A 17522-nucleotide genomic window follows, 5' to 3' on the forward strand; every position below is an offset into this window, starting at 1 on the left:
TCCGTTACAGAAGTAACCGTTAGTGTTATCTGCCATGGATACTGTAAAACAAACCAAAATAATTTGGCCCAGTATTTAGGTAGAATTTAGCACCTTCTTTAATTAAGGATCAAAGGGTTGCTAAGGCTTCAAAGGGTCTATTCCCTCCACCTTTCTTGATAACAATTCAATAAGTGTTTGAACTTTAGGTTTGCAAATATAGGTATGGAAAATTCTTTTTTCCTAATCTTTTCAATAAAATTATAAATCGAAGGCTTCTTTCACCAAATCAACGGCATCCAATTTCTCCCAAGTAAATAATTCTACTTCTTTTTCTACCCGTCCGTTGTATGGCGATTCAAAAACCTTGGTTATTTTCTTAGGTTCCTTGCCCATATGTCCGTAGGCCGCCGTTTCCAAATAAATAGGGTTTCTGAGTTTCAACCTTTCTTCTATGGCAAAAGGACGCATATCGAACAATTGGGCCACTTTCTTGGCAATCTCACCATCGCTCAAAGCTACTTTAGCAGAACCATAGGTATCCACAAAAATAGAAGTAGGCTCCACAACACCAATAGCATAACTAACCTGAACCAAAATTTCATCGGCAACCCCGGCAGCAACAAGATTTTTGGCCGCATGCCTTGCGGCATAAGCTGCACTACGATCTACTTTACTAGGGTCTTTCCCACTAAATGCACCTCCACCATGGGCTCCTTTGCCTCCATAGGTATCTACAATAATCTTTCTTCCGGTTAAACCTGTATCACCGTGGGGACCTCCAATTACAAATTTCCCGGTTGGGTTAATATGATACTTTATAGTATCATTAAAAAGCCTTTGGATTGCCACTGGCAATTGTTCCTTTACCCTTGGAATAAGAATGGAAATAATATCCTTCTTAATTTTGGCCAACATCAGATCATCATCCTTATCAAACTCGTCATGTTGGGTAGAAACAACAATAGTATCTATACGTTGCGGAACATTATCATCGGAATATTCGATAGTCACCTGTGCCTTGGCATCTGGCCTTAGATATGAAATTGTATCTCCCACCCTTCTCAAATCCGCCAAAACCTGCAATATTTTATGGGAAATATCCAGGGCCAGGGGCATATAGTTTTCCGTTTCCTTAGTGGCATAGCCGAACATCATACCTTGATCTCCTGCCCCTTGATCTTCTTTTGCACCGCGATCCACCCCTTGGTTGATCTCTTTGGACTGCTCATGGATCAATGATATTACACCACAGGAATCTCCACTAAACTTATAGTCGCCATTGGTATACCCAATTTTATTGATAACATCCCTCGCTATTTGCTGCACATCAAGATAGGTATGACTCTTAACTTCCCCGGCCAATACCACCTGACCAGTAGTTACCAGGGTTTCACAAGCCACCTTGCTTTCCGAGTCAAAAGCCAAAAAATGGTCCAATAGCGCATCGCTAATTTGATCCGCTATTTTATCTGGATGCCCTTCACTAACCGATTCCGAAGTAAATAAATATGCCATAAATCCTTTCTAAATAAAAATTAATAGGGATTTGACCAAGCACACTAGAGAAGAGTTGATGTTACAGTTCCAATGGAACAGAACAACTTAAACTGCTTTAGCATTTAGTTATGCCGAAACTAATTCAGCACATGAGGTTGCAATCAGTCAAATCCTTCCTCGATATTTTTCGCGTACAAAAGTACAAGAATTCTTGACGTAACTAAAAATGTTTAACAACAATTTTAAAATTGGCCCTAAAAATCTATAAATCGTATTTAACGGTAAACAAGATATACCGGGGTTGAATGAAATAAGAAGAGGTCGTAAAATATAATTCGTTGGTGCTATCCCTATTCAAGGTATCCGTTCCAAGTAGATTGGTACCCTTTATTCCAAATTCCCACGGACTGTCCTTTTTCTGGTAACTGAGGTTACCTTCCAAAAAACTATAGGTATTATCAATGGTATTTTCCTTGTCCATGTATTTATAATAGTCATAATCCAAGGTAAAAATGAAGCTCTTTAGAAAGGTAGCATCAAACTTGGCATAGGGCCGATCCGTATAAAAGGTAGTAGTCCTACCCCCATTATCATAGTTATTTACCGTATACCTGTACCCTACCTCCAAATTAGGGGCATTCCTAAAATTGGTAGCCAGGGAAGATGTATAATTCTGGGTAAAGGATTCCGACCTTCTTGGCTGAAGGTCAATAATGTTGTTGGTAGCGGACCAGGAAACATTTGCCCCAACAGAAGCCTTTATTTTACCAAATGTCCGTTGATACCTACCATTGGCACTTAAGGATTCGTCTTCCAAATTTGAATTTATAGTGGTCCCAATCCTGTTTATCCCAATAATTTCCGAAGAACTTTTAAGTGCGTCTATTCGTTTAGTATAGGTAACGTTCCCGAAAATGTTAGTGAAATTGAACATATTAAAACTGAAGAAGTTCAATGATAGGTTATGGTTCAAAGCACTCTCCAAGTCCCTGTTCCCCGAATAAACAGAATTATAGTTGTTGAGCACATAGGCCTCAGCAAAATTATTGACATCCGTAAAAGATCTTGACACCCTATAATTGAAACGGATGTTTTCTGATTTTTTAAGTTGCGCATTTATGTACAGATCAGGTAACAAGGCTGTTAGATTATCCTCAACGGTAGTCCCCAGCTGATCGTTTTTAGTACCGTATTGATGTAAGGTAACACCAGGGTTAAAGGTGAAAATCCCAGCTATTACTTTATAATGAAAACCCAAATACAAATCCGAAATAGTATAGGTAACATCGTTATTGAACTCGCTATCGGTAAAAGTCAATGGTGCCCCTCCATCCAATATTTGAAAAATATCGGAATTAAAATTCTGATGACTCTGTGTAGTACCCAGAGTAAAGTTTAAATTACTCTTTTGGCCCGTTACCCAATAATAATCCAACTTCGCATCCACTTTATTGGTTATGGTATTTTTGCCTTGATTAAGGTTATATATACTCTGACTTTCATCTACCGGAAAAATATCGATAAAGGCAAAATTATCCCTTATGGCGTTGTAAAATGGATCTTCATCCTGATAAATATGTTGGGCTTCAAATGCGAAAATATTCTTTGAATTTAAAGTAGTATAATAAATATTGGCATTTTGATTTACAGAAATAGGCTTTTGCTTCTTCGTTTCCGTAATTTCATCGGTAATCGTGGAAATTGAAATAACATTCTCAATTTCATCATCGTTAGACTGTTTCAAGAGTATGTCGTAATCAAATTGAAATCTCTCATTAGGCTTGTACATGGAACTAAATTTTGCCAATCCCAAATGAGCCGTTTGATCTGTAGAAGTAGTGGCATCCTCCGTTTCGTTGGAGGAGATATAAACCCTTCTTGTTTGGTTTTCCATTAGGGTCCCGGTATAGGAATAAATACCAAAGCCGCTCAGGTCCCAATTTTCCTTTGGGGAATAACTAAAGTTCACAGCAGCAAACTTAGTATCTATATTTTTCGCCCTATTGTTCTGAAGACTGGAAAGTCCCAAGCCATCCCCACCAATATCTATAGAACTTCCACTAGAGCTACCTAGATTTCTAAATCCGCCGGTAAAACTCTGGTAATCCCGTCTATTAAAAGGAGCTTCCCCAATATTATTGAGATCCGTAATAATATTGATACTATAGTCAGGACTGTAATAAAAGAGTTTTGGATGTGCCAAATAGCTATCATTGGTACCATAGCCTGCCGTAATTTCCCCGAACCAAAATCTCTTTTTCCCTTCTTTCAGTTTAATATTGAGAGCTACATTGTCCGTATCATTGGTCAGACCCTTCATTTGGGTTACTTCGTTAAAATTCCTCAACACCTCTATTTTATCCAATGCATTGGCTGGAATATTATCTGCCGCCAACTTGGAGTCCCCGTCGAAAAAATCCTTCCCCTCTACCATTACTTTGGTCACTTTTTTTCCTTCTACCTCTATTTGCCCATCATCATTTATTTCTACACCAGGCAAATTGGCCAGCACATCCTTAAGCTTTTTTTCAGTACCCGTAACAAAGGAATCCGTATCATATACTATGGTATCCCCTTTCACTGAGATAGGCATCTCATAGGTAACCTCAACCTCGTCCAATTGATTGGTTTGCTCATAAAGAACAATGTCTTTGTTAACATCATTGGTAGGTGCCGTAAACGAGAATTCTTCCGTTTTAAAACCCAAATAGCTTACGCGAACATTAAAATTTGCACCCGCTTTTAAATTTAACTTATAGAGTCCACTATGGTTTGTTATGCCGTAAGATTCCAACGCTTTGGTTTCTGTATTTATGGCGATAACATTTGCCATATCGATCCCCACTCCTATGGAATCCTTAACTGTTCCCGTTAGGGTAATTTCTTGACCAAAAGCTGAAGTAAAAGCAAAAATAGCTACCAGTACGGAATAAACATTCTTATTGTACATCTATAAAAAAAATTAAAATACCTAAATTATTTATTGTGACTAAAAACAGTTGAACTATGGCCTGCCACCTCCACCACCTCTATTGCCTCCGCCTCCGCCACCACGACGGAAATTCTCCCTCATCTCGGCCATCTTATCTTTGGATATTTTATCATATTCCTCTTGGGTAACCGTCTTGCCCTTATTGGGCGCCTTTATCTCTTTCTTCTCTGTTGGATTGAGCACCAGTTTTGTACAAAGAATAACCGTAATATCATCTTTAACCTCCAAAATTAGACCGGGAAGCCCCCAATACTCCCCCGGACCTTGATTTACCGGAACATCCGGAGCATACCAAGCTGTTATCTCAATATCCTTTTCTGTAAATTCCTCTTCCTTGTTTTCACTATTCTCCCCTCCTCTACGAAAAATTGCCCGCATATTGGGCCTTTTAATAGTTCTGATGGCAGTGGCCTTAAAAGCTGTATAATTACCAATCTGCTTTGACTCCCCTCCGAGTTTCCAATCCAATTTTGGCAATGTATCATCTACTAGGAAAATCTTTCCGAAAAGTTCATTTTTAACCAAATATCTACCTTCCTTCACATCCTTATAATAATCGCCACCGGCTCCGCTCATCATACCAAATCGTCTACCTCCCCTATCGTTGCCAGGCTGTTCCAATCTTTCCTCCTCCTTATAGATCGAAGTGGATTTGTCAAAGGTTAAAATATAGGTCCGCTCATTGGCTTCCTTCATTCTTTGCATTATTTCCTTTTTTCTATCCTCTGGAATTTGCCTTCCCCCAAAATCCATATTAACCGTAGTTTTACTAAAATAGGTAGCCTCGCCCTGAAAATCCTGGGCATAAATTCCGAAATGGGATGCCAATAGCATCAAAGAGAATAAATAGAAACTTTTCATTTTTTAACATTTTATATTAAGCTTAAGACTGCAACAATTTGATTTGGTTTAATCCGAAATCAATAAAAAATACAATTATCCTTTCGCATAAGTTTTTTATCGGATATTCTCACAAAGATTTTATCATGCACCCGATATCTTGTATATTGTACCTCTTTATTACAAGTGCACAAAACACTAACCATAATTACAAACCTATGCATATCGCCGTTGCAGGAAATATTGGGGCTGGCAAAACAACCTTGACAAGATTACTTTCCAAACACTACCAATGGGAGGCCCAATTTGAAGATGTGGTTGACAATCCCTATTTGGACGACTTTTACAATCAAATGGAAAGATGGAGCTTTAATCTCCAGATATACTTTTTAAACAATAGGTACAGACAAATTTTACAGATAAGGAAGGGCGGCAAAGACACTATTCAGGACAGGACCATTTACGAAGATGCCCACATTTTTGCCCCAAACCTTCATGCCATGGGTTTAATGACCAATAGGGATTTTAGCAATTACACCAGTCTATTCGAATTAATGGAAACTCTGGTACAGCCACCAGATCTATTAATTTATTTAAGAAGTTCCATCCCAAATTTGGTGAATCAAATCCACAAGCGCGGGCGTGAATATGAAAACAGTATTTCCATCGACTACCTAAGCCGATTGAACGAACGCTATGAAGCATGGGCGCAAAGCTATGAAAAAGGAAATCTATTGGTAATTGATGTAGACAAATTGAATTTCGTGGACGAACCGGAAGATTTAGGCTTGGTCATCAATAAAATTGACGCCGAGATCAATGGTCTTTTTTAAAACATAATCCTATGAAACCTTCCTGGCAATATATAATACACCAGCAGTAGTTCATATTTCATTACCGATAAAAACCAATGGTTAGAAATGCCAAGAACCGGCAGAATAAATGGATTTTAATAGTCCTTACTTAAGAACCCTGCCAAAACCCCTAAAATTGAAATCAGGGCAAAGGTCCGTACCCCCGCCAGTTCACTATTTGCCTTTTCGGCCTGAAGGCAACCAAAAGGCCTAATCAGAAGACAATGCCCAATGTAGTTATATCGTGGTAATCCATTTACCGCGTTATGTAAGAACACCGTAAAAAGTAAAAAACCCCGTTTGAACGGGGTTTTTAATATGATGCCAAAATACAAGTTTTACAACTTACTTTCTAATATCTATTTTCTCTATAACCACTTTATTATCATTTTTATCCGATACTTGAGTAGTCTTTTCAAATGCTTCCAATTGGGCTTTTACTTCCGCCTTGGTTCCATTGAAAGTTTTTTCTTCTGTGGTGGTTTCACCATTCACCGTAGTACTATAAGTAATTACAGCCTGCGCCAAATCTGCTGATTCCACATTCATTTCAATCTGCACTTCCTGCTCGGCAACCCCTGTTTCCAAATGTCCACCCAATATTGGGGCTATTACCAATCCAATTAAACAGGTAAGTTTTATAAGAATATTCATTGAAGGTCCGGAAGTATCCTTAAATGGATCTCCTACGGTATCCCCTGTTACTGCCGCTTTGTGGGCATCAGACCCCTTGTAGGTCATTTCACCATTAATTTCAACACCTGCTTCAAAAGATTTTTTAGCGTTATCCCAAGCACCACCGGCATTGTTTTGGAATATAGCCCAAAGCACCCCAGAAACAGTAACACCGGCCATATAACCTCCCAACATTTCAGCAATCAATTGATTATCGCTACCATAAACCAATTTTCCTAAAAGCACAATAGCAATAGGGAAGCCAATGGTCAGAATTCCTGGCAACATCATTTCACGTAATGCTGCTTTAGTTGAAATATCAACACACTTTGCATAATCTGGTTTCCCAGTGCCTTCCATAATTCCTGGAATTTCCTTGAATTGTCTACGCACTTCGTACACCATATCCATAGCCGCTTTACCAACCGAATTCATGGCCAAGGCGGAGAAAACCACCGGAATCATACCACCTACGAACAACATGGCCAAAACTGGCGCTTTAAAAATGTTAATTCCGTCGATACCTGTAAAGGTTACATAAGCTGCAAATAACGCCAATGAGGTCAAAGCAGCGGAGGCAATAGCAAATCCTTTTCCAGTTGCTGCTGTGGTGTTCCCCACGGAATCCAATATATCTGTACGCTCCCTTACAATAGGATCTTGCTCACTCATTTCCGCTATACCACCAGCGTTATCGGAAATAGGTCCAAACGCATCAATAGCCAATTGCATGGCTGTAGTAGCCATCATTGCAGAAGCGGCCAATGCCACCCCATAAAAACCTGCCAAGGCATAGGAAGACCAAATTGCTGCTGCGAAAATTAGAACAGTAGGAAATGTAGAAATCATCCCAGTAGCCAAACCGGCAATAACATTTGTCCCAGCACCAGTACTTGATTTTTGCACAATGGCCATAACCGGCTTTGTACCCAAACCTGTATAATATTCAGTAACCGAGGAAATAACCCCACCTACAACCAAACCAATAACGGTTGCATAAAACACCCTAATGGAAGAAATATCTTTTAAACCTTCACCAAAAAACTCCATTTGCATGGTTTCTGGCAACATGTATTTTACCAATACAAAGCAGGCTATCAATGTTAAACCTATAGAAACCCAGTTTCCTATGTTCAAAGCACCCTGCACTTCTTTTTCCTTGGCTTCGTTGTTTTTTATTTTAACCAACATAGTACCTATAATGGAAAAAATAATTCCAAAGCCGGCAATGGCCATAGGCAATAAAATTGGTCCAATACCACCAAAGGCATCCTGGATGGCACCACCCATATCCTTAATAACATAATTCCCAAGTACCATAGCCGCCAAAACGGTAGCTACGTACGAACCAAATAAATCCGCACCCATACCTGCAACATCCCCAACATTGTCCCCAACGTTATCTGCAATGGTAGCCGGGTTACGCGGATCATCCTCTGGAATACCTGCCTCAACCTTACCAACCAAATCCGCACCTACATCTGCGGCCTTGGTATAGATACCTCCACCAACTCTTGCGAACAAGGCAATAGATTCCGCACCAAGGGAAAAACCGGCCAATGTTTCAAGAACAATGGTCATGTCCTCTGTAGATGTCCAAGTACCGTTCATAAAAAATTGAAACAATAATATAAAGGCGGCAGTTAAGCCCAAAACGGCCAAACCAGCAACCCCAAGTCCCATGACAGTTCCACCACCGAAAGACACCTTTAATGCCTGTGGCAAACTGGTACGGGCAGCCTGCGTGGTTCTAACATTTGTTTTTGTGGCAATTTTCATTCCCATATTACCTGCCAATGCAGAAAAGAATGCACCAAAAATAAAAGCTACTACAATAAGAATATGCGTAGTAGGTACTATAAAAGAAATTGCGGCCAACGCAACACTGGCCCCTATAACGAAGATGGTCAATAATTTATATTCTGCTTTAAGAAAAGCCAAGGCCCCTTCATAGATATAATCTGAAATTTCTTTCATTTTTCCGTCTCCAGCATTTTGTTTTAATACCCAAGACCTTTTTACCGCCATAAAAGCAAGACCTACCAATGCCATAATTATTGGCAAGTAAATAATTATTGATTCCATTTGTTTGATTATTTGTTATATATTTTGAGGGGCAAAAGTAGTAAAATATGCCAGAATAAAAAAAGCAATATTACTTCCGCAATATTGCTTTTTTACTTTTTAAAAAATTAAGGATTAATACTTTATACTTACATCCTGTTTTGGGACATCGCTATCCTTAAACCTTTGGATACATTTTGCGACAATTTCCCTTGCTTCTTGTTGCTCTCCCCATCCACCAACATCGACTTTTTTCTTTTCAAGATCCTTATAAACCTTAAAGAAATGTTCTATTTCCTTTATTAAATGCGGGTTTAATTCGTTTAAATCATTGATCTTGTTCCAGACTGGATCCGATACGGGCACACAGATCACCTTTTCATCCGGACCTTTTTCATCGGTCATATGAAATACGCCGATAGGTTTTACCTCCATTACACAACCGGGAAATGTTGCTTCGGTCACCAAAACAAGGACATCCAATGGATCGCCATCCAATGCTAAGGTTTCTGGGACAAACCCATAATCGGCCGGATACATCATGGATGAAAAAATCATCCTATCGTACCTTATCTTCTTTAGGGCAAAATCGTATTCATATTTGTTTCTACTACCCTTTGGTATTTCGATCAATACATCGAACGACGTAATATCTTCACTGCTCATATGGTTATGTTTATTCTTATAATTTCCTAAAATAACAAATTAATATCAGGTATTGGGCAAAAAGTATATCAGAAGTGAAATCCGAAGGACCCTGTTACCCCAAAAGACCTTGCCCCAGGGTTTTCCAAATAATTGCCCCTAAAGTTAAAATCTATCCTTAAAATCTTCAATATATTCCCTACTCCAACGGAATACTCCCAATAAACCTTATCATTTGGAGCTAATAACGGAATGTTTGCCGGGGCGCTCAAGGCCCTATTTTCATCCGAAAGTTCTCCCCAGACTCCTCTTAGTCCAATTATTTCCCTTAGGTTCCATTTTCTCATAAAGGGAATCCTGGAAAAAAATCTACCATTAAAATTGTGTTCCAAATGTGCAGAAACATAAGTATCCGTAACAAATTCGTAAAAATCGAGATTTGAGAAAGTATTGTAAACAGAGAAAAATGTTTGATTTCCGGGAATGGCGTTTAGTAGTCCCAATGGAACCTCCCCATAAGTCTTCCCAATCTCCACGGTACTTAGCAACCTGCCAAGACCACCTACCTGCCAAGGTTGTGTGTAACTAAACTGAACCTTTTTATAATCGAAATCACTGTCCAGAAAGTTTTTAACTCCATTGGTATAGGACAAAAACAAGGTGCTGTAGTTATCGTTCACATCACGCCTTTCCACTCCATTTCCTATGGTTTTCTTTCCTGGAGTATATATAAGAATGGTAGAAAGGTCAAATTGATTGATTTCCGAAGATATCCCTGTAGGTGACGTAGGATCTATATAATCCAAGCTAAAGGCATTGGGCAAGGCAGAACTGAGTGTCCTGTAAGACCCACCTACCCCTATCCTTAAATTGGTGACCGGTTCCAGCTCAAGATTAAAGGTACTAAGATCTATATTGGTAAGTCGGTCATTGGAACCCACAGTAAACACCGAAGAGGAGGCTATACTCCTTCCCAAGACATCCGTAGTGGCCGTTAAGCTAATCCCCAATTGTTCAATATCCCTTCTTTTACCACCTGAAATTATAAACCTGGATTTCTTGTCCACCAGCCATTTTCCGGAAATCCCATATTTAAATTTATCATCGCCAAACCCATATGCCAAATAGGCCTGCAATCGCCAAGGATCATTTTGCCCAAAATAAGTCCGGGCCCCGGCCCTTAGTCGAACCCCCTCAGCTTCATTATAACCAAAAATACTGTACACATCCCCTAGGTCCAAATTCCATTTATCTATTTCTACATACCCGGATCCCAGTATACTCACAATGTTATAGTAGCTTTTAAATTTGGGAACTGTCTTTAGGGTATCCAACAATTTATAAATACCTTTTTCATCAGCATTTAAAGACTCCAATCTATTGGCCTCCCAAAAGTCATCTTCCTTATTCAAGACCAGCGGGTCAAATGGGTCTGTCTTGGCCCTATAAAATTCATTGGGTTTTGGCTGATTAAATTTATAATCCCCGTAGACCGTAGTCCTCTTGCCATATACCCCTCTAGAATTTTCCTTTTTATTAAAGCTAAAATCCGATAGCATATAATCCCGGGTCAAAAGAAAAACCGAATCATTGACCACATCGAACTCCTGTTCAATATAAATTTCCTTTACCCAGTTAATATTGGCACTTTTGGTGACGGCCAAATTTATATTCTTCACCGCGTAGGTAGAATCGTTTACCCAAAAGTCTCCTTTAAACGTAAGTTCATTTTTTCGTCTCGGATAATAAATAATATTGTAACACCATTTATTATCTATAAAGGCACTATCTGCCAAGACGTAATTATAGGTATCCACACCTGTCTTGGACAATGGACTGGTAAAACTCTTGTCGAAAAATTTCAAATAATTATTGTAAATATCGTAATCAGAATAAAGATCGGCAATAAAGGCAATTATAGCCTGATTATTGCTGAAGCCAGAATTCTTGCTCCCCAAAACATCCTCCTTTACCACGGCCGTCTCATTATTCCCATAGACCTTGGAAAAGGTTTCATTCAAAAAAATGGGCAAATAGGTCTTCCCTGTTATCCGTGAAGTATCCAAATCGTTAAAAACAAATTCCAACCCCTTAAAAACCCTACTCTTCATAAGGGCACTATCTATAGTATTGAGATCAAACTCTACTTTCTCATACTTGTCATACTGATATTGTTTAAACATATGAACCCCGTTCTTACGCTTTTTGGCCCATATTTTTTTGAGTATATCTATCGCCGGATTATTTTTTTTATCGGTTTTACCAAAATAAACCACCACCTCATCCAACTGTTCGCTGGACTCCGCAAGCACAACATTCATGTTATAGGTAACCTTGGCCGTAAGACTTATTTCCTTGGTTTCGTAACCAATAAAAGACACCAATAAAGTAGCATGGGTATTCTCGGATTCCATATAAAACCTACCGTTGTCATTGGTTATGGTACCCTCCGAGGAATCCTTGAACAGAACATTGGCAAACGAAACGGGTTCACCGGCCTCATCCACTACAATACCCCCAACCTTGGTCTGGGAAACAGAGTATTGAACGATAAACAGAAATAAGATTAAAAGGATTCGTGTCATTTTCTTATTTAAAAAGACTTCTAATAAAAAAGCACCTTTTCATTCTAGCAAGGAACCAAACGTATAGACGTAACCAATAGTCCATACTTACCCTTTTAATTAGATTTATAATATAAAAGCTCCGTCAACCCAAAGCCAACGAAGCCATAACATAATTTTAAGATCTGTATTATAGTTTGTACAATACTTTCTTTACCGCCTTTACTACATCTTCATGGTTTGGCAACCATTCTGCCAATAGCACTGGGGAATATGGTGCTGGCGTATCAGCAGTATTGATCTTCACGATCGGAGCATCCAAATAATCGAATGCGTTGGACTGAACATGATAAGTAATCTCAGTAGCCACATTGCCAAAAGGCCAAGCTTCTTCCAAAATTACCAACCTATTGGTTTTCTTCACCGATTTTAAAACCGCCTCGTAATCCAAAGGCTTAACCGTACGTAAATCAATAATTTCTACACTAATATTTTCCTTGGCCAATTCTTCGGCCGCTTTATCCGCTTCCTTAATTATTTTACCAAAAGAAACAATGGTAACATCAGTACCTTCCCTCCTAATATCGGCAACACCCAAGGGAATGGTAAAATCTCCCTCCGGCACTTCGCCTTTATCGCCGTACATTTGTTCCGACTCCATAAATATAACCGGGTCATTATCGCGTATAGACGCTTTTAAAAGTCCCTTGGCATCTTTTGGGTTGGAAGGAACCACCACTTTTAGCCCAGGACAGTTGGCATACCAACTTTCAAAAGCCTGCGAATGGGTTGCTGCCAATTGACCAGCAGAGGCAGTTGGACCACGGAAAACAATAGGGCAATTAAACTGACCCCCGGACATTTGCCTGATCTTGGCCGCGTTATTGATGATTTGATCAATCCCTACCAAAGCGAAATTAAAAGTCATGAACTCTATAATAGGCCTATTGCCAATCATAGCCGAACCCACACCTATACCGGCAAAACCAAGCTCGGATATAGGGGTATCTATTACTCTTTCCGGTCCAAATTCATCCAACATTCCTTTGGAAGCCTTATAGGCCCCGTTGTATTCAGCAACTTCTTCACCCATTAAATAAATGGACTCGTCCCTCCTCATCTCCTCGGACATTGCCTCCTGTATAGCTTCCCTAAACTGTAGTGTTTTCATCTTTAAAATGGAATCTTTATGTTAAAATGCTTAAAGCGCTAGCAAAAGTAGGAAATAATATATCAAAACTAAGAAGTTAATAATTAAAAATACCTCAAAAAAATACTATGCATGCATAGTATTTTAAAAAATTATTGAGTATCTTAGCCACCATTTCTTAATTAATGGTCAATAAAATATTAATATATGAAAATTTTAGTATGTCTAAGTAATGTCCCGGACACTACTTCAAAAATAAACTTCACGGACGGTGACACCAAATTTGACACCAATGGGGTTCAATTTGTAATTAATCCCAATGATGAATTTGGCCTGACACGCGCCATGTGGTTCAAGGAAAAACAAGGAGCCACTGTACATGTCGCTACTGTTGGCGAGGCAAGCACCGAACCAACCATTAGAAAAGCGCTTGCCATTGGTGCGGATGAAGCAATACGTGTAAACGCAGTTCCCGTAGACGGCTTTTTTGTGGCCGAACAGTTGGCAGAAATTGTTAAAAACGGAGAATATGACCTAGTAATCGCCGGGAGGGAATCCATTGATTACAATGGCGGCATGGTCCCAGGCATTCTAGCCACTTTATTGGGCATGAACTTCGTTAACACCTGTATTAGTTTGGATATTGATGGCAACAATGCCACCGCTACAAGAGAGATAGATGGTGGAAAGGAAAAAATAGCCACCACATTGCCATTGGTGATCGGAGGACAAAAAGGCCTAGTTGCCGAAAGCGACCTAAGAATTCCGAACATGAGGGGAATTATGATGGCGCGCCAGAAAAAACTAAACGTAGTTGAACCCACTTCATCCAATAATTTAACGGCCGATGTTAAATTTGAAAAACCCGCTCCAAAAGGCAAAGTAACGTTGGTGGATGCGGATAATATTGACGAATTGATCAATCTATTGCACAATGAAGCGAAGGTAATCTAAAAAATCTTCCTTCTACAGCACAGCAACCTAGATAAGCATTATTTTTATCAGTCTAAAAGAAAATAATTTATAGCGCCTATTACCATATATCCTTGGAACCGGGCACTTATTAAAAAACCTTAAACTCTATGTCAGTTTTAGTATATACAGAATCCGAAAACGGGAAATTTAAAAAGAATGCCCATGAGGTTGCCTCCTACGCCTATGAGGTAGCAAAGCAAATGGGGACAACGGCTACTGCCATTTCTATTAATGCCAGTGATGCCGCAGGCCTGGGGGACTTTGGAATTTCCAAAGTATTGAATGTTTCCAACGACCAACTAAAGACCTTTAATGCAAAAGCCTTTGCCAACGTAATTGGCCAAGCAGCAGAAAAGGAATCTGCCAAGGTCATTATTCTTAGTTCCAGTGCGGACACTAAATTCTTAGCGCCAATTTTAACTGCACAGCTAAAGGCCGGTTATGTTCCCAATGTGGTATCGGCCCCGGAAAGTACCAGCCCGTTCAAGGTAAAAAGAACTGTTTTTAGCAATAAAGGCTATGCCATTACCGAAATCAGTTCTGAAATCAAAATTGTTGGTGTTTCCAATAATGCTTTTGGGAGTACGGAAAACAAAACTACTGCAGCGGTCGAAAATTTTGACCCCAGCCTAGGAGACGATTCCTTTACCACCAAATCTATAGAAATAGATAAGGTAGTAGGGAAAGCCACTATTGCAGATGCAGATATTGTGGTATCTGGAGGACGTGGACTAAAAGGACCGGAAAACTGGGGAATGATTGAAGAATTGGCAGAAGTATTGGGCGCGGCTACAGCTTGTTCCAAACCTGTCTCCGATCTTGGATGGAGACCTCATGGGGAACATGTTGGACAAACCGGAAAACCGGTTGCCAGTAATTTGTACATTGCCATTGGTATTTCTGGAGCAATCCAACATTTGGCAGGAGTTAGCTCCTCAAAAGTAAAAGTAGTCATCAATACCGACCCGGAAGCTCCCTTTTTTAAAGCTGCCGACTATGGTGTAGTAGGCGATGCTTTTGAAGTTGTTCCCAAGCTAATCGAAAAATTAAAGGAATTTAAGGCACAAAACGCTTAATTTTTGTTAAATTGTGCCCCTTAAAGGGCTGCTCAAACATACTTGGCCCGTCCAGTATTTTGAACAGCCTTTTTTAGTTGATAAATTTCTATGAGTTTAGTTAGATTAAAAATAAAGGGGATTTCCTATAGCCAAACGCAAAATGGCGCATACGCCCTTATATTGAATGAAGTTGATGGTGACCGTAAACTACCTATAGTTATTGGAGCGTTTGAGGCCCAGTCCATAGCTATTGCCCTTGAGAAGGAGATTAAACCTCCAAGACCACTTACCCATGATCTGTTTAAAAATTTTGCCGATCGCTTCGATATCGTAATCAAACAGGTCATCATCCACAAATTGGTCGATGGTGTTTTTTATTCCAGTATTATTTGCGAACGCGATAAAATAGAGGAGATCATAGATGCCAGGACCAGCGATGCCATTGCCCTGGCCCTGAGGTTCAACGCACCTATTTTCACCTACAAGACTATATTGGACAAAGCGGGTATATTCCTTAAATTTTCTTCAAAAGAGAAGGACAAGGAAGATTCTGACGACAGCATTATGGTGGATGAAATTCTTCAGGAAGGAGAAACGGTAGAAATAAATCCAGGTGCTTCCGACGGGTACAAAGAATTAAGTACGGATGAATTGTATGCCGAGTTGGACAAGGCCGTTGCCAGCGAAGACTATGAAAAGGCAGCAAAACTCAGGGACGAGATATCCAAACGCAAGTAACTTAAGCATTAATAAGAATTATTGGATGAGAAATAAGCTTTGGGTTTTATTTATTTTCTGCTTTATAGCATTCCCATCCTTGGCCCAAGAAATAAGCAACCCAAACTTACTGCAGAATTCACCAGAGATCATCGCCAATCAAGGGGCATCATTTCAAAGTCTATGGAGGGGAGTTCTTGGAATGATATCGTTGATTTTTATTGCCTACCTCTTTAGCAATAACAAAAAGGCCATTAATTGGAAAACCGCAGGAATCGGACTCTTTATCCAACTGCTTTTAGCCATCTGTATCCTAATTGGCGAAAAAATAGGTTTTAATGCCTTCGGCTATAGATTCGACCTCAGCTTTGTCTCCAAGATCTTTGAGATTGGAGGGAAAATTTTTGTGAGTATTCTAGATTTCACAAGGGCAGGCAGCAAATTCCTGTTTGAAGGGCTGGTGGTGGACATGGATACCTTCGGATTTATTTTTGCATTTCAGGTCCTACCCACTATTATTTTCTTTTCGGCATTGACATCGGTTTTGTTCTATTTGGGCATCATTCAAAAAGTAGTACAGGCATTGGCTTGGTTACTGACCAAATCCCTCGGAATTTCCGGTGCTGAAAGTTTAAGCGTAACAGGGAATATATTTTTAGGTCAAACAGAAGCTCCTTTGCTAATAAAGGCCTATTTGGAAAAAATGACCCGATCGGAAATGCTTTTGGTGATGATCGGAGGCATGGCAACCGTTGCTGGGGCCGTTTTAGCGGCCTATATTGGTTTTTTAGGGGGAGACGACCCAATCCTTAGGTTACAGTTCGCAAAACACCTCCTGGCCGCATCGGTAATGGCAGCTCCGGGAGCCATTGTTATCTCTAAAATTCTTTATCCTCAAACCGAAGCCATTAATACAGACGTACATGTTTCCAATGAAAAAATTGGTTCCAATATTCTGGATTCCATTTCCAACGGAACTACAGAAGGCCTAAAATTAGCCGTAAACGTTGGCGCCATGTTGTTGGTATTTGTAGCCTTTATTGCGATGATAAATGGCATTTTAAATTGGACAGGCGATATTACAGATCTAAACTCATGGATTGCACTAAATTCACCTTACGAGAATTTTTCCTTGGAAGCCATACTCGGAACTATTTTTGCCCCGCTCATGTGGCTAATAGGAGTGGATTCTGTGGACATTATGCTTATGGGACAGCTTTTGGGCATTAAATTGGCCGCCAGTGAATTTATTGGATATATACAATTGGCCGAACTAAAAAATATTGCCAGCAGCACCCATTTCACCTATAACAAATCCGTAATAATGGCTACTTATATGTTATGTGGATTTGCCAATTTTGCCTCTATTGGCATTCAGATCGGAGGCATAGGTTCCTTGGCTCCCGGACAAAGAAAAACATTGTCGGAATTTGGAATGAAAGCTGTTTTGGGCGGATCTATCGCCTCTTTGCTTTCGGCTACCATTGCCGGAATGATTTTGGGGTAACC

At 39.7% G+C, this 17522-nt stretch carries 12 protein-coding genes and 1 riboswitch; of the genes, 5 read left to right on the forward strand and 7 right to left on the reverse strand.

What is annotated here, in order from left to right; all coding sequences use genetic code 11:
* Positions 1 to 22 precede the first annotated feature (22 nt).
* Positions 23 to 165, reverse strand: a riboswitch (SAM riboswitch).
* A gap of 75 nt (positions 166 to 240) precedes the next feature.
* From metK to MWU82_RS19275, 3 genes are all read right to left on the reverse strand, one after another.
* A complete protein-coding gene (metK, locus tag MWU82_RS19265) occupies positions 241 to 1497 on the reverse strand; it encodes a methionine adenosyltransferase (protein WP_247097612.1) in 1257 nt (418 codons plus the stop codon).
* A gap of 244 nt (positions 1498 to 1741) precedes the next feature.
* Positions 1742 to 4429, reverse strand: a complete 2688-nt coding sequence (locus MWU82_RS19270; RefSeq protein WP_247097613.1) for a carboxypeptidase regulatory-like domain-containing protein — start codon at positions 4427 to 4429, stop codon at positions 1742 to 1744.
* Between the two features lie 54 nt (positions 4430 to 4483).
* Positions 4484 to 5332 carry a GLPGLI family protein gene (locus tag MWU82_RS19275; RefSeq protein ID WP_215946088.1) on the reverse strand — a complete coding sequence of 283 codons (849 nt, stop codon included), beginning with the start codon at positions 5330 to 5332 and terminating at the stop codon, positions 4484 to 4486.
* 197 nt (positions 5333 to 5529) lie between these two features.
* On the opposite strand from MWU82_RS19275, the gene MWU82_RS19280 reads away from it, so the two are divergent.
* A complete protein-coding gene (locus MWU82_RS19280) occupies positions 5530 to 6144 on the forward strand; it encodes a deoxynucleoside kinase (RefSeq protein WP_031445163.1) in 615 nt (204 codons plus the stop codon).
* 366 nt (positions 6145 to 6510) lie between these two features.
* Here the strand turns inward: MWU82_RS19280 and MWU82_RS19285 are convergent, their stop codons facing one another.
* The 4 genes from MWU82_RS19285 to MWU82_RS19300 all read right to left on the reverse strand — a co-directional run bounded on the left by MWU82_RS19285 (position 6511) and on the right by MWU82_RS19300 (position 13284).
* On the reverse strand, positions 6511 to 8925 hold the full coding sequence (locus MWU82_RS19285) for a sodium-translocating pyrophosphatase (protein ID WP_247097614.1): 2415 nt from the start codon (positions 8923 to 8925) through the stop codon (positions 6511 to 6513).
* Positions 8926 to 9039: 114 nt separating this feature from the next.
* The gene (locus MWU82_RS19290) at positions 9040 to 9570 is read right to left on the reverse strand and encodes an inorganic diphosphatase (RefSeq protein WP_111624331.1); all 531 of its coding nucleotides are present in this window, start codon (positions 9568 to 9570) and stop codon (positions 9040 to 9042) included.
* Positions 9571 to 9638: 68 nt separating this feature from the next.
* Positions 9639 to 12134 carry a DUF5686 family protein gene (locus tag MWU82_RS19295; protein WP_247097615.1) on the reverse strand — a complete coding sequence of 832 codons (2496 nt, stop codon included), beginning with the start codon at positions 12132 to 12134 and terminating at the stop codon, positions 9639 to 9641.
* 169 nt (positions 12135 to 12303) lie between these two features.
* A complete protein-coding gene (locus MWU82_RS19300) occupies positions 12304 to 13284 on the reverse strand; it encodes a pyruvate dehydrogenase complex E1 component subunit beta (RefSeq protein ID WP_215946091.1) in 981 nt (326 codons plus the stop codon).
* A gap of 186 nt (positions 13285 to 13470) precedes the next feature.
* On the opposite strand from MWU82_RS19300, the gene MWU82_RS19305 reads away from it, so the two are divergent.
* From MWU82_RS19305 to MWU82_RS19320, 4 genes are all read left to right on the forward strand, one after another.
* Positions 13471 to 14217: an electron transfer flavoprotein subunit beta/FixA family protein gene (locus tag MWU82_RS19305; RefSeq protein ID WP_215946092.1), complete on the forward strand. Its 747-nt coding sequence runs from the start codon at positions 13471 to 13473 to the stop codon at positions 14215 to 14217.
* Positions 14218 to 14345: 128 nt separating this feature from the next.
* The gene (locus MWU82_RS19310; RefSeq protein WP_215946093.1) at positions 14346 to 15314 is read left to right on the forward strand and encodes an electron transfer flavoprotein subunit alpha/FixB family protein; all 969 of its coding nucleotides are present in this window, start codon (positions 14346 to 14348) and stop codon (positions 15312 to 15314) included.
* Positions 15315 to 15404: 90 nt separating this feature from the next.
* The gene (locus tag MWU82_RS19315; RefSeq protein WP_215946094.1) at positions 15405 to 16034 is read left to right on the forward strand and encodes a bifunctional nuclease family protein; all 630 of its coding nucleotides are present in this window, start codon (positions 15405 to 15407) and stop codon (positions 16032 to 16034) included.
* A gap of 25 nt (positions 16035 to 16059) precedes the next feature.
* Positions 16060 to 17520: a nucleoside transporter C-terminal domain-containing protein gene (locus MWU82_RS19320; RefSeq protein ID WP_215946095.1), complete on the forward strand. Its 1461-nt coding sequence runs from the start codon at positions 16060 to 16062 to the stop codon at positions 17518 to 17520.
* Positions 17521 to 17522 lie beyond the last annotated feature (2 nt).

The organism is Arenibacter sp. S6351L (assembly GCF_023016025.1).
Classification (GTDB): Bacteria; Bacteroidota; Bacteroidia; order Flavobacteriales; family Flavobacteriaceae; genus Arenibacter; species Arenibacter algicola_B.